This is a genomic window from Fictibacillus sp. B-59209 (assembly GCF_036216745.1).
In the GTDB taxonomy this organism is placed as follows: Bacteria; Bacillota; Bacilli; order Bacillales; family Fictibacillaceae; genus Fictibacillus_C; species Fictibacillus_C marinisediminis.
The window spans coordinates 113,068-128,194 of sequence record NZ_JARMMC010000008.1 but is presented as its reverse complement, the minus strand read 5'-3'; the positions used below and the strand labels follow the sequence as shown (position 1 = coordinate 128,194).

Below are 15,127 nucleotides of genomic sequence, written 5' to 3'. Positions count from 1 at the left end.
TTTACCGTGACACTCATCACACAAATTGATTTAAGAAAAATAGGGGGATTCCCCTTTAATAATAGGGAGGTTCCCTGATATTGAACTTCATATCTTTTTCTTATACTAAAGAAGTGAAGGTTTAGTGATGGATTGATGGAGGTTTTAAAAATGAAAACACGTGATATTCCAAGTGATTATAGTGCGGTTCAAAATACAGAGATTTTCTCCGAGCAGACTCTTCGCTTGCTCGATGGAATAATGCTGGAGTGCAAAATAAAAAAAGGAACATTGCTCTTCATGGATAATGAGGCTGCAGGGAAGCTTTATTTTGTTAGGGAAGGATTCATCAAGGGAACAAAAATGACCGAGGATGGCAAGGAGCTTGTCCTTTCCATGTTTCAAAACGGTGACTTGATCGGTGAGCTCAATGCACTTGGAGACGAGAAGCATAACTACAGTGCAGTTGCTTCCACCGATAGTGTGGTTGGTGTCATTCAACAGGCTGACCTTGAGGAAATGATGAGAAATCATGGAGAGGTTGCCATTGAGTTTGTCCGTTGGACTGGACTCATGCATCAGATCACCCGCTCCAAACTTCGGGACTTAATGTTATACGGAAAAAATGGAGCTTTATGCTCCACTCTCATCCGTCTTTCTAACTCCTATGGAAAGGTGGGCAAAGACGGAATTGTCCTCTCTCTCCAGCTTACCAATGCTGAACTGGCTGAACTGATAGGAACATCTCGTGAAACGGTCAATCGGATGCTTGGTGTTCTGAAGAAAGATAATGTCATTAATCATGATGAGAACGGCAATCTTGTTATTACTGATCTGGAATATTTGAAGAATGAGTGCAACTGCGAGGAATGTCCGTTGCAGGTGTGTAGGATTTAACGAATTAGATCTTAGATTTAATTTAAAACAATAAAAAAAAAGCTTAAGGTTACATCTTAATTTAACCTCAAGCTTTTTATTTACTTTATTTTCCTGGATCAAACACTTCTTCCTTACTAAAAAGATCACTCATAAGCCGATCATATAATTTGGTGTTCTTTGGAATAGTATATAATTCTTTATTTCCATCTAATTTAAGTCTTAAAGAACCTGTATTCGTATCTAACCAAAATCTATAAGACCCTTCTTGATATAAATGCTTGCTATTTTCCATGGTTTACCTTACTAAAAAGTATTGATGGATAAGTTTTTCTTAATCCCCAAATACCTTTCCCTTTCCCATCCACAGAGTAAAATATATCCATTACACCAGAATAAATGTCACATTCACTTGAATACTTATAAATATTTTTTCTAACTACTGATTTCCAGTCTACATAATTTTTTAATGGTAATTTTTCTCTTTTCTCAATTAATGAGTAAATTTCGTTTAGAGTAGCACTTTCTCCTAAATTCTTTAACACTTCTATTATCTCTTCAACCCAAATATTCATAATAACACCTTAGGAGAATGAGCAAACACAAGGTACTGTATCATCAATTTGTTTTAAAAATGTATGGACACCTTCTTCTTCCATTCTTAAGCGATATTCCTTTAAAGTATATGGCTTACTGTCTTTTTTTAATATTGATACTTCTTTATCGAAGTGTCGTCTGAAGTTTTCTTCCATTTCTTCTTGTTTAGCATACTGATCAGGCCATACATGAAAAAGCTGCGCGTAATGTTGAAAACCGCCTCTTACACATCTTCCAGCACAATTGGCATGTGAGAATCCTAAATCGTACATTCTAGGGAGTTTTATTCCCCAATCTTCTTCGATGATTCTTTTAGCATTCATATCCTCTTTAAAGGTTTCAATCATAGGAAATCGAGTTTCGACTGGTTCAATGGGAAAATGTTCATAAAAAGAACGAAGGTTATCCGCACGATGAGTTTCATGAGGCCCAATTCCGAAATATAAGATTGGTTCTAGTCCTTGTTCATTTCTTAATTCATCTTCAATAAAAATCATGGTTTGTTTTACTTTTAGCTCCTCTGAGCATTTTGCAAGTCTCGAATTCCCCAAGAAACGAACATCATAAAAAACTTCCTCAGGCGTTCGACCATCTATTCTTTCTGTTATGTCTATACCAATATAATCGGCAACTTCATACATAAAACGATAATTGTCTTCATCTTCCCATAATGTATTTGTAAAAAATAAAATACAGTTTTCTTTTCCGTGAGCTTGTACCATTTGATAGGCTACGTAAGCACTGGAAGCTCCTCCACTAAACATTGCAACATGGACAGGTTTTCTGTTCATTTCACTGTCCCCTCTCTATTTAATAAATTCATTAATTAATTTAAAAACAATAATTTCAATTTCTTCTTTTGAAACTGTCCTACCGGCATTTTTAATCATTCGATTAACGTTTTGATATATTAATTGAGATTTGTTGGATAAATTAACATCTTGTATTACTTTTACTTGTTCCCCTACTTTAATTTCAATTTTGCTATTATCAGGTTTGTCATCAATATTGTTATACCAGAACTTAATTTGTGAAATAAACATTTCAAATGTTGTATCCGACCACTCAGTTCTGTCAACACCAACAACTTCTCGGGCTAGATTATCTATCCATTCATTTTCATTTGAATTAAGTATAGTATTAACTAAAACGTTGTTTTTCTTCAAATTTTCAGTTTGGTGTTCACACCAAGTATAAAGCTCTGAAAAATTGCTGCTTTTTGTTATGGATAGTATGCTTTTCACCATGAACTGTTTTTGATACGAATCAAACTCGTCTAATTCTGTTTTTATTTCTTGAAGATTAACATCCTTTGTAATAAATAAATCGTTCAATAAGTCTAAGGAGTTTTGTGGGTCTATCTCTAATTGCCTGATAATTCTTTTAAACTCAACAGCCATAGAACTCATCTTCTCAGAAATTTGTGTTACCCTCGGCAAAGACCTTAGCCAGGTTAAAAGTACATTCTTTAAAAATTGAGGGTGGTATTTTGGTACATGCTTATCCTCATTCAAAAAGAGCAAATTTATTTTATCAAATAAAAGTTTATACTCTTCTTTCACCTCAAAATATCTATAATCAAACTCATGTTCCTCTTCAAGCATACTATAAAGATATTCACCATTTAATTCTGAAAGGTACATTCCATTTCGGTAAAACAAAATATTATCCCAATGCTCTTTTAATAAAGCAACAAAAAGAACAGGTATTAATGGCTTTCTTATCCCAAATGGCTCTTCACTAAAGATCCTAATTAATTCATGTAAAACTCCTTGGTTTTCGCTTGTTAATTTATGGATTAATCCACTTCTTAATCTAACAATATTTTCATTGGATATTTCTGATAGTTTATTAATATCTATTCCATTATTCTTTAAAAGAGTTGCATAAATCAAGTAATCTGGCCCATTACCTTCAACATTGAATTCCTCACCAATATTATGATTAATTATGTGATTAACTAACTTGATAGCAGCTTTCTTTTGAACTGTAGTTATGTTCCTGCGATTAAATGCATCATTCCTTACTTCTGGAGTATAAGGGAATATTCTTTCCATCATGTCAGATAATAGATTCTCTAATAATATTTTATTTCTTATTTCTATAGTTTTATTATTAACGATCCAAGTAATATCACCATTGAAGGAGGAATAATTCAATAAAAAGTCTTTAACCTCATATTCAATGTCTTCCATTGCTAATAAAAGCTCTTTCTTTAAAAATGGATCTTCTTGAAGGAATAATTTATCTTCCATTAATTTGGTAACAATAGAATGTTTACGCAAAGACTTTTCAAGATGTTTATAAGGAAATGATGGAGTAGCAAAGAAGGCGTTCTTATCTGGCCAAGACAATAGTATCTCTTTTACTTCTTCTTTGTTGGCATTTCCGTCTAGGAGAACATTTATTATTACCGCATCAGCATGGCTTGAGTTTCTAATTTTTTCAGTATCAACTTGTCCAGCTAATAAATCAGAAGCCCATATCGGTAGAACTGAACCAAAACGAGTCATGCTCTTTTGATAATTATATTCATTCGCAAGATAATATTTTGGAGTAGTAAAATTATTTATTAGAGAGAGTTGTTCTTTTTTGGATAAATATAATTCTTTATCTTTTTCTTCAATAACTTCTTCTAAATTTATGGAACTGCCATTGAATAATTCCCAATATCCATGAATTCTATTAAATCTGATTGCTTTAAGGTCACTAAGCTCATTTAATTGAAAATTTAACAGCAAATTATAATCCAATGCAAAAGAGATAAACTCATCTGTTAGTTTGAATTTTCCTTGGAGACCGCTAATATTCCATAGTGCAATAAATTTCAGCAGCTGTATCTCTAAACTTTCTTCTGAAAAGGGAAGTTTTTGTATTAGTTTTCTATATACCTTTAATTCCTCAGGAATTGTTTCCTTTGTAACAGAATTAAAAAAATAATCAAAGAGTTTATATGGTAAATATACCCCTTTCTCATTTTTTAGATGATCTAACAACCCTCCAACTTCATTGCTCTCCAAGAAAGTAAATAATGTCCTCTCATTTTGTGCAAATATATTTGAAAGAGCCGGGAGCATAAAAGTGGTAACAGGATGTAAAGGATAGCAGCCTTTTAAAACAATGTTTTCTATTTCAACATCATTTAACTCCGGAAATAATGGGAACATTTTTAGAGCTGGAAGTAAATGATCTGAATAATCTTTTTCATATCTTACTCGGTAGCTATTGCGCATATTTGAAATCACTTCATGGCTTAACCGCAAAAATGTTGCAGGATCACTATTTATGTTGTAACTCATGAACCTTTTTTCAATACGAGCAAATTCATCGTTTAAATCACTATTATATTTAAATGAATAATTCCCTAAATTTTTATGAGTAATTAGCAGCATATGCAAATCGTTGGTCCCATTGCACAACTCAGCTAAATCCTGAATATCTTGCATAGCTTCGTGAATCTGATTTTGATTCAAGTTTTGTATAAATCTCCCAAATTCATCGTAAATAAAAAATATACCTAAATTCTTTTTCCTTAATTGACTTATTACAAATTGAATTTGACTAATAAAATCTTGCTCGATATCAATATTGAAGTTAGAGCCAGATGTTAGTTGAGGATATATAGAAATAAACCAATTAATATGGTTTTTTTTATATTGGTGTACTCCTTGAATAAAATGATCCATGCTAACAAATTTTTTTGTTACTTCTTTCATAAAAAGTTGATAAGTTCTAGGAAAGTCATTTTTCCAAGTATTGATGCTCTGAACAATACTTTGAATAACACCTGGCAAGGCAATATTTAAATTACTTTCATTTATTTCCCGTAATAAAGCTTTTATTATTGCTTTTCTAAAACTACCCTCATAACCATTTAATAGTACGGGAATATATGTAGTTTTAATATTAGATACATCTTGCAATTGTTTGTATATTTCATCATTTACTGAAGAATACTTTTTTAGCAGCAGTTTGAAAGTCTTTTTTTCAATTCTTTTAGATAGTAACGAACTTAGTACCATCGCTAAAAAAGACTTACCTGTTCCGTATGCACCAGTAATAATATGGGATTTAATATTTTCTGAATTTAGAAAACTATTAAGAACACCTAAGAAAGCCTCGGCATGGGATGGTGTTGGCAAATAACTCTTTAACAAAACATGGTTATTTTTATCTAACTTTATATTTACACTCGGTTTGAAAATCTGTTCTTCTGTTATCATATAAATGCCTCAATCTTTCTTTGAAACTGTTCATCTAAAAAGGTTAAAGGATTTACTTGTGGGACTTGAACTGTATCAAGTTGATTTGTTCTAACAAATTTAATTCCATATTGCTTATCATAGGACAATTGCTCTAATGCTCCTACAATTTGAATACGGCTTAAATTAAAAATTTTACCCCATAAACCTTTTTCCTGATATATTTGGTCCACTGTAAGTGAAAAATCTTCACGTTCTATACAATAATCCAATAGAGTATACATTAGGGCTAATAAACCAATTTCTTCATAAGATGGTGTTGATTTTAAAATTGTATTTTTGTTTTCTTTTATAAGATGAATTTTACTTAAAGGACTTTGAATAACTTCTTCTGGATCATCTGAATTTAAACCGGCTGTATATAGTTTAATTAAACAATCTATATCTTTCTTTAAAGAGTTTAGAGAGATCTCTTTAGTTTCGTTTTGTTCTACCCATTCAATAAATTGCCCCAATAAGTCCTCTTTTGAAATTATATTTTGATCTAATTCATTAAAATACCAATAAAAAACTGTACTTGGTTCCTTTTGCTTTGAAAGAAAATAATGTAGAAGAGAAGCACTTTCATTAAGTTGAATTGACTTATCATATTTATTTAATATCTTTCCAAAAGCCGTAACAAAATGAAACTTCTGCCGCTCTTTGGTAAAGTCTTCACCGATTACATTGGTCGCTAATGACCAATACCTCAAAGACTGCACCATATTTTTTCCCAGTCCAATTTTTTCAAAGGCAAATTTGTCATAAAAAAATCTTTCATCATTATCTATTTCTTTAATTGCTTTTGGTAACCATCTATCTCGCAAATAAAAACTCTGATGTTGTCCATAACCCATAAAACTCATTCCTTTATTACTGGTTAATCAGTTCCAGTATTAATTAGTGAAGAAAAGAAGGCATCTAGATTATATCTAGATGCTTTCTCCTTCATTTACTTTTCAAAAAAGCGAATTAAAGCAGCTTTTACCTTAGGAGTAAGAAAAGGACTTTTCCCCCGTTCAACCTTTCCAAATGATACTTTTGCTAAAAAGTCACCTTTTCCAGCTAGTCTTTCAGCACCGTCAGAATCAAGTATAACTTGCGAGGCATTTGCATCTGCAGCTCTTAAGGCTAATCTAGCACCTAAATTATTCCTAATATTTGTGTTAATAATATCCGCCTTAGGATTTTGAGTACAAATAATTAAATGAATGCCTGCAGCCCTTGCTTTTTGACCCAGTCTTAGAATTGCATTTTCTACTGTTTTTGCTATCTCTTTTTCTTGGCTCATAAAGTCAGCAAATTCATCAAAAACTACTACTAACCGTGGAAGAGTTGTTTCCGTAATTTCATAGTATTCTTCTAGGTTTGTAGCTCCCACTTTAGCAAACTTGCTATATCTGTCTTCCATTGCATTAATTAATCTCTCTAGAATTGTCACTGCTTCGTTGATCTCAGTGATTACACTTTCGGTATGTTGCTTATTTTCATAAATTGCAAACTCAACCTTTTTGGGATCAATAAATATAAATTTCACATTATCAGGTTTATAAAGACACATAATTCCGAGAATCACCGAATTTAAAGTAACACTTTTCCCACTCCCTGTTGTCCCTCCAGTAAGTAAATGAGGCGTAGTGGAATCTGATAAGTCAATGTATATCACATTATTAAGTGGATCCAGTCCTAGTGGAGCTATCAGATTTGTTACTTTAATTTCATCTTGAATTTGCTTTCTAGTTAATGCCATAAAGTCTTCAAAATAAATCGTTTCTGGATCTTCTCTTACGATATCAATATTAATACCCTGACTATTAATAAAAATATGAGGTTCATTATTTAATCCAAGCCACAATTGTATATCATTTCCTCTAGAAGTAATTTTTCTAGCAGAAATATCGCTTGGAATCCCAATTACAAGTCGAATTACACTTGAACCAACAATGATATTATTTACCTTTATTGAAATTCCATTCTTATTAAAATTGCGAATCAGAAGATTTTGATATTGTTTTTTTAATTCACTATGGTCATTTTCTATATTCTCTTTTGCGATATTCAAATTACTTAGTGCAATTACCTCTGGATACTGTCCATCAGGATCTGGAAAAGGGTCTGGATTCAGGTCTGAAATTGGATCTACAATTGGTTTTGGCTCTGGCTTTGGATCAATATTAAAGCCATTATTCCCTGGATCTCCACCCTCATTTTCATCAATCGGATCCGTTGTAACTTGGTCTTCTATTCCGGTCGTTGAATCAAAACCTGGCAGGATTATTTCATTATTTTTTAGTTGTTCTTCAAGAGTAATATTTTCATCTAATTCTTCATATAAAGGTAAATTCTCTTCAAATGCACCAAGCTCTTTTAAAATGTAATAGCGGTTAAAGATATTCGTCGTATGGTCTTCATCTGTTTCTATGAAAACACCGTCTTCTATCTTTTCGTAATGGTACTCCGAGAGATTGGATGTATAACAATATAGATCCACACTCGATTTAAAATTAACATTAATATCTTTTGGCTTTTGATACTGGAGCATTGTTAAAACATCTGCTTCTTCAGTGGTATAAGAGTCTTTTTCGATGAAATAATGCAAAAGTTCGTCTTTCCAATACGCAGAGTCAGTATTATCTTTTGGAAAATCAAATATATTTTCGTAGAGGCTTCTTCCTGCCTGTATTTGTTTTAGACTGTCTGCTTTCTCCCGGTCAAATATTCGATGATTAATGAATTTAAGTTCTTTTAATTCAAATGTTATATCAATAGAGCCGCTACTGTTTTTGTTGATTTGGGTTAAAACCAAATCAGGACGTCTTTTATTACTAGCAAACCAAGGTAATTCATCGCAAATAGACCAAATAGCTAATCCTTCTTTATCTTTGTTGTAGCTATTTATAGAAAGGTAAGTTGCCATCATTTCATGAGCATACTTTCCTGGCCCTATAACTTTTAGCACTAATGCCCCTGAAATGTCTTTTACTAAGTCCACAGCTTTTTTAACATTGTCATTATTTATTTGCTCGTTTTTCAGTATTTCTTTTAATTTCCTTGTTAATCTATCGTAATAAGCATAGTCCTTCACTTGGGAACTTACTTTCCTTAAATATTGAGAAGATGACAGAATTAATTTATAGTTTTTATTTGCGCCTGCCTTTGATTTGTATTGAATAATTTGTGCTTTGGAAGATGCCTTTTTCAACAATGACTTGTCCAAAAACCGATCCATTATCATGATCCAGTTAAAATTATCATGCATAAATTCTATTAGTGTATTATCAGAAAAATTATTAAGCGCAATTTTATTCTTCAATACATATACTTCATCTTTTTCAGGCATCGAGCTGCTTTGAATAATATATTGCAGTTGATAAAAATTTTGCAGAGTTTGAGGTAAATGTTCGCTTACATAAGGAATACGTTTAATAGCCTCTTTATTTAAAAGTGGTTCTTTATATGGCTTTATGAACCAGTCGCTGTCTAAATCGGAATTAATCTTCTCAAAGTCATATTTAATTTGATTACTATGTCCAAAATAATCAGTCAAGACGACTAAGTCCGCATCTATCATGTGGTGTTTTACATGATTTGATATATCTGATATTTTATCACCAGAAATTATTTTTAGTTCAACAAGTGGAAACTTCCCGTTATTTATCGGTTTTGTAAATTCTTCTCTTTGAGAAATCCATTTATTCAATTTTTGATGCAAAATAGCTGCTTGCGTACTATGCACAGCTATTTTCAATTTAGAGATTCCTTTTAAGCCTTTATATAACACTTCAATAGATTTACTAATTACTTCGGAGCTTTGGCAATATAAAAACAATATATCTAGACCATCTTTTGCATAAGGATACACCTCAAGATAGTTCTTAGTTACTTTTAATAATTCCTCCGAGAACTCCTTGGCTAAATGATCTTGGTTTTTAATTGGGGCTGTATTTAGAGTAAAGAATCCCTCACCCATTTTTTCACTTACCTCAATTAAGAAAGCTTCATCTCCATCACTAGTAAAATACCTAGGAGCTAAATACATGGTTTGCTCTGAAACATATTCAAGATATTCATTTAATTTCTCTATCTCTAAATTGCTATTTGCTGCTTTAGTAATCCAATTCTGGATTTGATCATTCATTTTTCCAAATCGATGCAAGTAACTTAATAAGCGAATCGGGTTAATAAGAGTTATGATTCTTTCTTGAGCATAACCTGCTTCATCAATTTTAGAATTAATCGTATCAATGGCTCCCATAATATTGAGAGATTTATATATTTCTTTTGATACATTAACAGACTGATAAATTTGACTTGAAAAGTCCTCCACACGCTTTTCGAGTTCTTTTATTTGAACCGAAAGGATGCCGTTTCTACTTACATCTTTTAATAAGTTTAGGTAATAATCATTAAATTCCTTTAGATCCACTAATGACTTTTTCATTTCTTCATTGTTTGCCGCTACATATAAATCTACATTTTGTTCTAAAAAATTCATAGAATCTAAAATGGCTACTTCATTTTCCAAGTGGTTTTTTATATAAGGAACTTTTCCTTCTTCTACAAGTTGAATAAGCTGATATAAATTATTTTCTTGTAAATTAAGCAACTTGAACTTATTTTGATTTAATTGTTCTCCATTATGAAGAATACTTAATTCAAAAGTAGTTTCAGTTTCTTTAGAAGCTTCATCACACTCGTCGGGAAGTGAAGTTTTCAAAAATGTAAAGTTTGGTAATACAGAATTAATCCCTAAAAGGTATAATTCAATTAACCTTTTTGTTCTACTATTCATTTTTTTGCCAATGAATTTTAATTCAAAAGATACATCAGTAGAATTTATATCATCTGTACTACCATCAATTAAATTAAAAGATTCATATAATAATGCTTTTGATAAATCGTCATATTCCGCGGGGTGTCTTAGTTTATCAATTACTCGGTTTATACTTTTTATTAAACCTGGAGCTTTATCCAGAACACCAGAAAACTCATCAACAAATTCTTGTATTAATTCGGGATCATCTTTATTTTCTAATGCTTCTATTCCGTCTTCATAAGTCTTTTTTTCTTCTTCGGTAAGTTCTTCTAACTCAAAAACTTCTTTAACTTTAGTAACTAACGTTTTTTGTTTTTCCTTATATTTAAAAACATAATCAATGAGTTCATAATCATATTCAAATAAATTTTTGTTTTTATGATTCAAGAAATTTATAGCATCTTCTTGAAATTGAGTTTTATTTATGTTTTCCAAATAATCCGTTTGCGAATCTTCAGCCTCAATAAAACTATATACCTTATCAGCTAGTTTTTCTGTATCTAATGTTGATGTTGATGTTTGTAAGTTTGCTAAAAAAAAGTTATCCTTAATTCTTGAAAAACTCGACTTAGAAATTATTAATTTTGAATCTTTAAACAAATTTAATTCAGGAAGACTATTTTGAATCCTTTGAATGATCGATGGGAATTTATTATCGTCAACAATATTTACTAAAAAATTTGCTAAATCAAGCAGCTGAGGTTCATTAACTCTTTTATACATTTTAATAAAAGTATCAATATCCTCTATTTCTTCTGCAACCAATTGATAATTTTCTGCTAGCATAGAATATAAAGTATCAAGTCCACTATCTGATATTAAATAATTTTCATCAATTGAATATAAATTTTCTAAACTTTGTGCTTCTGGCGTCAACTCGTTAATAATAAGTATTAGCGCTTCACCAAATCGAGTATTGTTCCTTAGCCAAGTGCTGGTTTCATGTTCTCTATAACCGAATTCAACATAGCCTTCGATAGGAGTAATCGTGCGGATAGTCGGGCTATAAGACTCTTCTAATTGTGAAGTTGACCGCTTCAGTTCCCCTAAAATAGCTTTTACTTGTGATTCTGTAAAACCAGAAATCTTAATGAAAATTTTATCAGTGTTAATTTTTTTTTGTTCTCTAAAATGAGCACGAAAAATTCTTTTTATCCATTTTGCAATTAATTCATCAGTAGATAATAATTGGTTTGTTATCATGTAAGCACCTCATTTTCAATGCTTTCAAAAGGGTTGTGAATCATAGCTGTTGCATCAGAAAATTCAATTAATAAACCATTTTGTCTTAATTTTTCTCTTAACGAGTTTTCGTTTTTCTGAAAGTAACTTATATTAAGTCTTGAATTTTCATAAATACCACTAGCTTTAGCTTGTTTTTCTCCAATTACAAAACCGTATTTTTCATATAACATATCTAAAAATCCACTATACTCAAGTTCCTGCTTAGGAGAAATGTTGCTAAATACTACTGTTTTCAAAAAATCGTCTGACATATAATAACGGTATTTGGAACCAGCACGGTATCCTCCAATACCACCATCGCGAACTATTCCCCTAACAATACTTAATTGATGCTTTTTTAATTGATCCCCTACAACCTCTTTTACAACTGAAAACAATTTTGTAGAGATATCATTTTCATCCTTACAATTTTCTAATGTTTTTATTACTCGGTTTTTCCTAGCTTTTTGTAAGGAAGAAAGACCAAAAACTTTTAAAAATTCATCCGTATTCTCTTTCCAATATGAAAGACTTCCCTCTGTGTTATTTAGGTTCTTATTGAAAAGAGAAGAAAATTCATTTTCGAATTTTTCTTTTACATTTGATTCATTTCTAATAAAACTTTCAGATGATAATTGTTGGATTTGCTTTAATTGACCATCCATACAATCAATAAAGAATATCGATTTCCCAGTTTGTTCTACCTGTTCCTGCATATATCGTAGTAATTGAAAGCAAACTAAACTTGTAAGCAACTTAAACATCTCGTATATATCAATGTTCAAGTTCAATAAATTATTTAGCTCTTCTGCGAACTTTGGAAATAAAGGATGATCCTTAACGGGCAACTGCGGATACTCTCTTGTTTCATGGTATTTAAGTGGTGCAGGTTCAGATTCGGAATTTTCCGGATCAAGTGCATCAGTAAATTTTTTAGTAATACTTTCAATCGATTTATTTTTCCGTAGAAGGTATTTAATCTTTGATTCTAGACTTTCTTTTAATTCATTATTTCCCTGTGTTCCATATGAAAGCATTAGGAAATATAACTCCCCGCCTCTGGCAAAGAAATTCCTCTCAAAACTGATTGATCCTTTGTTTTTACGGAGTTCAAAAAATAAAAGAGATTCGTGAATTGGATATAAGGATTTTGCATACCAAGAGCGATTTGCTTCTTTTCCTCTTCCATCATAAAGCGGAACTTCAAGATTCCGAAAAAATTCCCTTACTACATCTATTTTTTCTTTTTCATTTTCCATAAGTGAATACAAAATCTCTTTTTGTTCGCCATTCAATGAAACAATATCATTCTTGCTGCCCTCTTTATCTCCCTCAAAAACAAATTGTCTGAAATTCGCTGTTTTTTTTCTATAATACCCATCAGAATTCAAATCATAATGTGTACCAACTAATACATTTAAAAATTCAAGCACATATTCAGGACCTTTCTGTCCGTCCATAAATCTATGTCCCCAAACATTTCTTGCTAATTGTGCTGAAAAACTCTCAACTCCTGAAGCCATTATATCCTCTCCTAGGGAATCATAATTGTATCTTCTATAAACAACCCTTTATTTCTATCTAATCTTAAAATATTTAATTCATAGTCGTTTGGATCACTAATTTGAATCAACTCGTTTTTAAAGGTATCAATAAGAATGTCAACTTCTTGCTGTAATATATTAAGTGTCGAACCGCCATTTAGCCTCATTAAAAATTCAAATAAAAACAAATTAACAGTCAGTTCTACTTCATCATCTACTATTAACTTAAAAATCGAAGGTCTTCTATCTAGATCTTTTCTTTCTGCCTCTTCGATAAAACTGATTCTTTTATTTTGGAAACTTTCGTGAATAAGCAAATTTTCACTAGTTGCTAATATTTGGGCGGTTTTATTGTTCTCTACTAATTTTTTGGAAAAAGCTCGATTTAAACCATTGGATAAATCTTTTCGGATTAGATTTTGTTTTTGTCTATCATTAAAGAGCTTTTCATAATCTTCAACATATTCAAATGGCAATAAAGCCTTTATATTTATTTGTTCTAAATCTCCAAGTTCAAAAAATAACTTACGTCTTAATTGTGGGATCCATTTGGCGATCAGACTATGATCGCTTGTTTTATTATGGTCCCTATAAAGTTTAAGTTGTTTTAAAAAGTAACCAAATTGGAGATCAATTGAATTATCAAATATCTCCTTATGTTTTGCTTCTAATTGATCATTACCTGATATATCACCATTAATAATAAAATCATCTACAACTGAATGAGAGTATTCACCAGGATCAAGTGACTTAAAAACCTTCATTGCCTTCATTTCAGAAAAAGCTTCATGACTCACACCATGGCCATAAAAGTTTTGGTAATAAACTTTTTTCGTCTGCTCTGCTAATTCTTTATAATCTGCATCATATATATCTGAACAAGTATACCCACCAGTCAAAACATAGCTATTATGTATTAACATTTCTCTCATTGTTATATGAGTATTCAAGTAATCCAAAGTTCGATATTGGTTCACCATTGAATTTTGCACGGTATCTTCTGAAGACTTCCTATGATTATGATAGATAATACATCTTTTATTCATAGGACATTCCTTACAAATGTCCCAGTTCTCTTCTTTGTTCCATTCTTTTAAAACCTTCTCTACATATACAGAGGAGGTAACATCAAGCAGGTTAATAATACTAAGGTTATTATCATTATTCTCAAATGACTGGAACCTGCTTTTTACCATTTCTCTAAGATTCCCCAATTCATCATATTGGCTCAGAAATTTTGTTAGTTTTCCTTCATTAGCAGCAATAAGATAATATATTTTTTCTTTATGGGTTGAACCAATATATTTGTCCAACTCTTTTAATTCTTGATAAATAACTTCATCCTTTAGTTCTGATAAATCTTTTACAATTCGGACTACACCCTTTGAAAAGGTTAAATTTATAATCCCTGATTCAGGCCATTCCATTAAATTTTCCTTCCCAAGTGAATTATAAATCTGACGACAAAGTCTAGTTTTACCGTCTCCGGCATTTCCCGTTAAAATTACACTGCGAGGATTTTCCAAAAAGATTCGTTCTAAATAATCTTCTACTTTTGTATCTATTGTAAAAGCAAATTTTTCTGCTGAATTAGTATATTCATCATAAATTTTCGCATGATTAGGTGATAAAACATTAAATTGATCTAGATAATAAACAAAATCATTTTTTATCACAGTATCTCTCCTTAACATAAAGTCCATTAGTTATTTTACTATAATCTGGAGGTACTTGGTATTTTTTTTAATACATAACCCATTTAATTTATCGAAACCGACCGAATAATATAGTTTTTCTCTTAAAAAAACCTTATAAATTCAAATACACTATCAGGGTTATATCAAAACATT

At 31.2% G+C, this 15,127-nt stretch carries 9 protein-coding genes; 1 reads left to right on the top strand and 8 read right to left on the bottom strand.

All coding sequences use genetic code 11. From position 1 onward, the window contains the following. Positions 1-150 precede the first annotated feature (150 nt). The gene (locus tag P4361_RS05895) at positions 151-876 is read left to right on the top strand and encodes a Crp/Fnr family transcriptional regulator (RefSeq protein WP_328088603.1); all 726 of its coding nucleotides are present in this window, start codon (positions 151-153) and stop codon (positions 874-876) included. A gap of 85 nt (positions 877-961) precedes the next feature. Here P4361_RS05895 and P4361_RS05890 read toward each other — a convergent pair whose 3' ends face one another. The 8 genes from P4361_RS05890 to P4361_RS05855 form a co-directional block, all read right to left on the bottom strand. Then, entirely contained in the window at positions 962-1,150 is a 189-nt protein-coding gene (locus P4361_RS05890; RefSeq protein ID WP_328088602.1) for a hypothetical protein, read from the bottom strand. Next, positions 1,140-1,430 carry a hypothetical protein gene (locus P4361_RS05885; RefSeq protein ID WP_328088601.1) on the bottom strand — a complete coding sequence of 97 codons (291 nt, stop codon included), beginning with the start codon at positions 1,428-1,430 and terminating at the stop codon, positions 1,140-1,142. The genes P4361_RS05890 and P4361_RS05885 overlap by 11 nt, the downstream gene beginning before the upstream one ends. Before the next feature lie 9 nt (positions 1,431-1,439). After that, positions 1,440-2,243, bottom strand: a complete 804-nt coding sequence (locus P4361_RS05880; protein ID WP_328088600.1) for a hypothetical protein — start codon at positions 2,241-2,243, stop codon at positions 1,440-1,442. A gap of 15 nt (positions 2,244-2,258) precedes the next feature. Further along, positions 2,259-5,675 carry a hypothetical protein gene (locus P4361_RS05875; protein ID WP_328088599.1) on the bottom strand — a complete coding sequence of 1,139 codons (3,417 nt, stop codon included), beginning with the start codon at positions 5,673-5,675 and terminating at the stop codon, positions 2,259-2,261. Beyond that, positions 5,672-6,550: a DUF4007 family protein gene (locus tag P4361_RS05870; protein WP_328088598.1), complete on the bottom strand. Its 879-nt coding sequence runs from the start codon at positions 6,548-6,550 to the stop codon at positions 5,672-5,674. Before P4361_RS05870 ends, P4361_RS05875 begins: the two co-directional genes overlap by 4 nt. A gap of 95 nt (positions 6,551-6,645) precedes the next feature. Further along, a complete protein-coding gene (locus P4361_RS05865) occupies positions 6,646-11,712 on the bottom strand; it encodes an FtsK/SpoIIIE domain-containing protein (RefSeq protein WP_328088597.1) in 5,067 nt (1,688 codons plus the stop codon). Continuing rightward, positions 11,709-13,256, bottom strand: a complete 1,548-nt coding sequence (locus P4361_RS05860) for a hypothetical protein (RefSeq protein WP_328088596.1) — start codon at positions 13,254-13,256, stop codon at positions 11,709-11,711. Before P4361_RS05860 ends, P4361_RS05865 begins: the two co-directional genes overlap by 4 nt. An 11-nt stretch (positions 13,257-13,267) precedes the next feature. Next, on the bottom strand, positions 13,268-14,953 hold the full coding sequence (locus tag P4361_RS05855) for an ATP-binding protein (protein ID WP_328088595.1): 1,686 nt from the start codon (positions 14,951-14,953) through the stop codon (positions 13,268-13,270). Between the last annotated feature and the right edge of the window lie 174 nt (positions 14,954-15,127).

What these genes read in the sequence shown, in the direction of transcription:
- P4361_RS05895 (WP_328088603.1), top strand. Translation starts at nt 151, where the DNA reads ATGAAAACACGTGATATTCCAAGTGATTATAGTGCGGTTCAAAATACA.
- P4361_RS05890 (WP_328088602.1), bottom strand. Translation starts at nt 1,150, where the DNA reads ATGGAAAATAGCAAGCATTTATATCAAGAAGGGTCTTATAGATTTTGG.
- P4361_RS05885 (WP_328088601.1), bottom strand. Translation starts at nt 1,430, where the DNA reads ATGAATATTTGGGTTGAAGAGATAATAGAAGTGTTAAAGAATTTAGGA.
- P4361_RS05880 (WP_328088600.1), bottom strand. Translation starts at nt 2,243, where the DNA reads ATGAACAGAAAACCTGTCCATGTTGCAATGTTTAGTGGAGGAGCTTCC.
- P4361_RS05875 (WP_328088599.1), bottom strand. Translation starts at nt 5,675, where the DNA reads ATGATAACAGAAGAACAGATTTTCAAACCGAGTGTAAATATAAAGTTA.
- P4361_RS05870 (WP_328088598.1), bottom strand. Translation starts at nt 6,550, where the DNA reads ATGGGTTATGGACAACATCAGAGTTTTTATTTGCGAGATAGATGGTTA.
- P4361_RS05865 (WP_328088597.1), bottom strand. Translation starts at nt 11,712, where the DNA reads ATGATAACAAACCAATTATTATCTACTGATGAATTAATTGCAAAATGG.
- P4361_RS05860 (WP_328088596.1), bottom strand. Translation starts at nt 13,256, where the DNA reads ATGGCTTCAGGAGTTGAGAGTTTTTCAGCACAATTAGCAAGAAATGTT.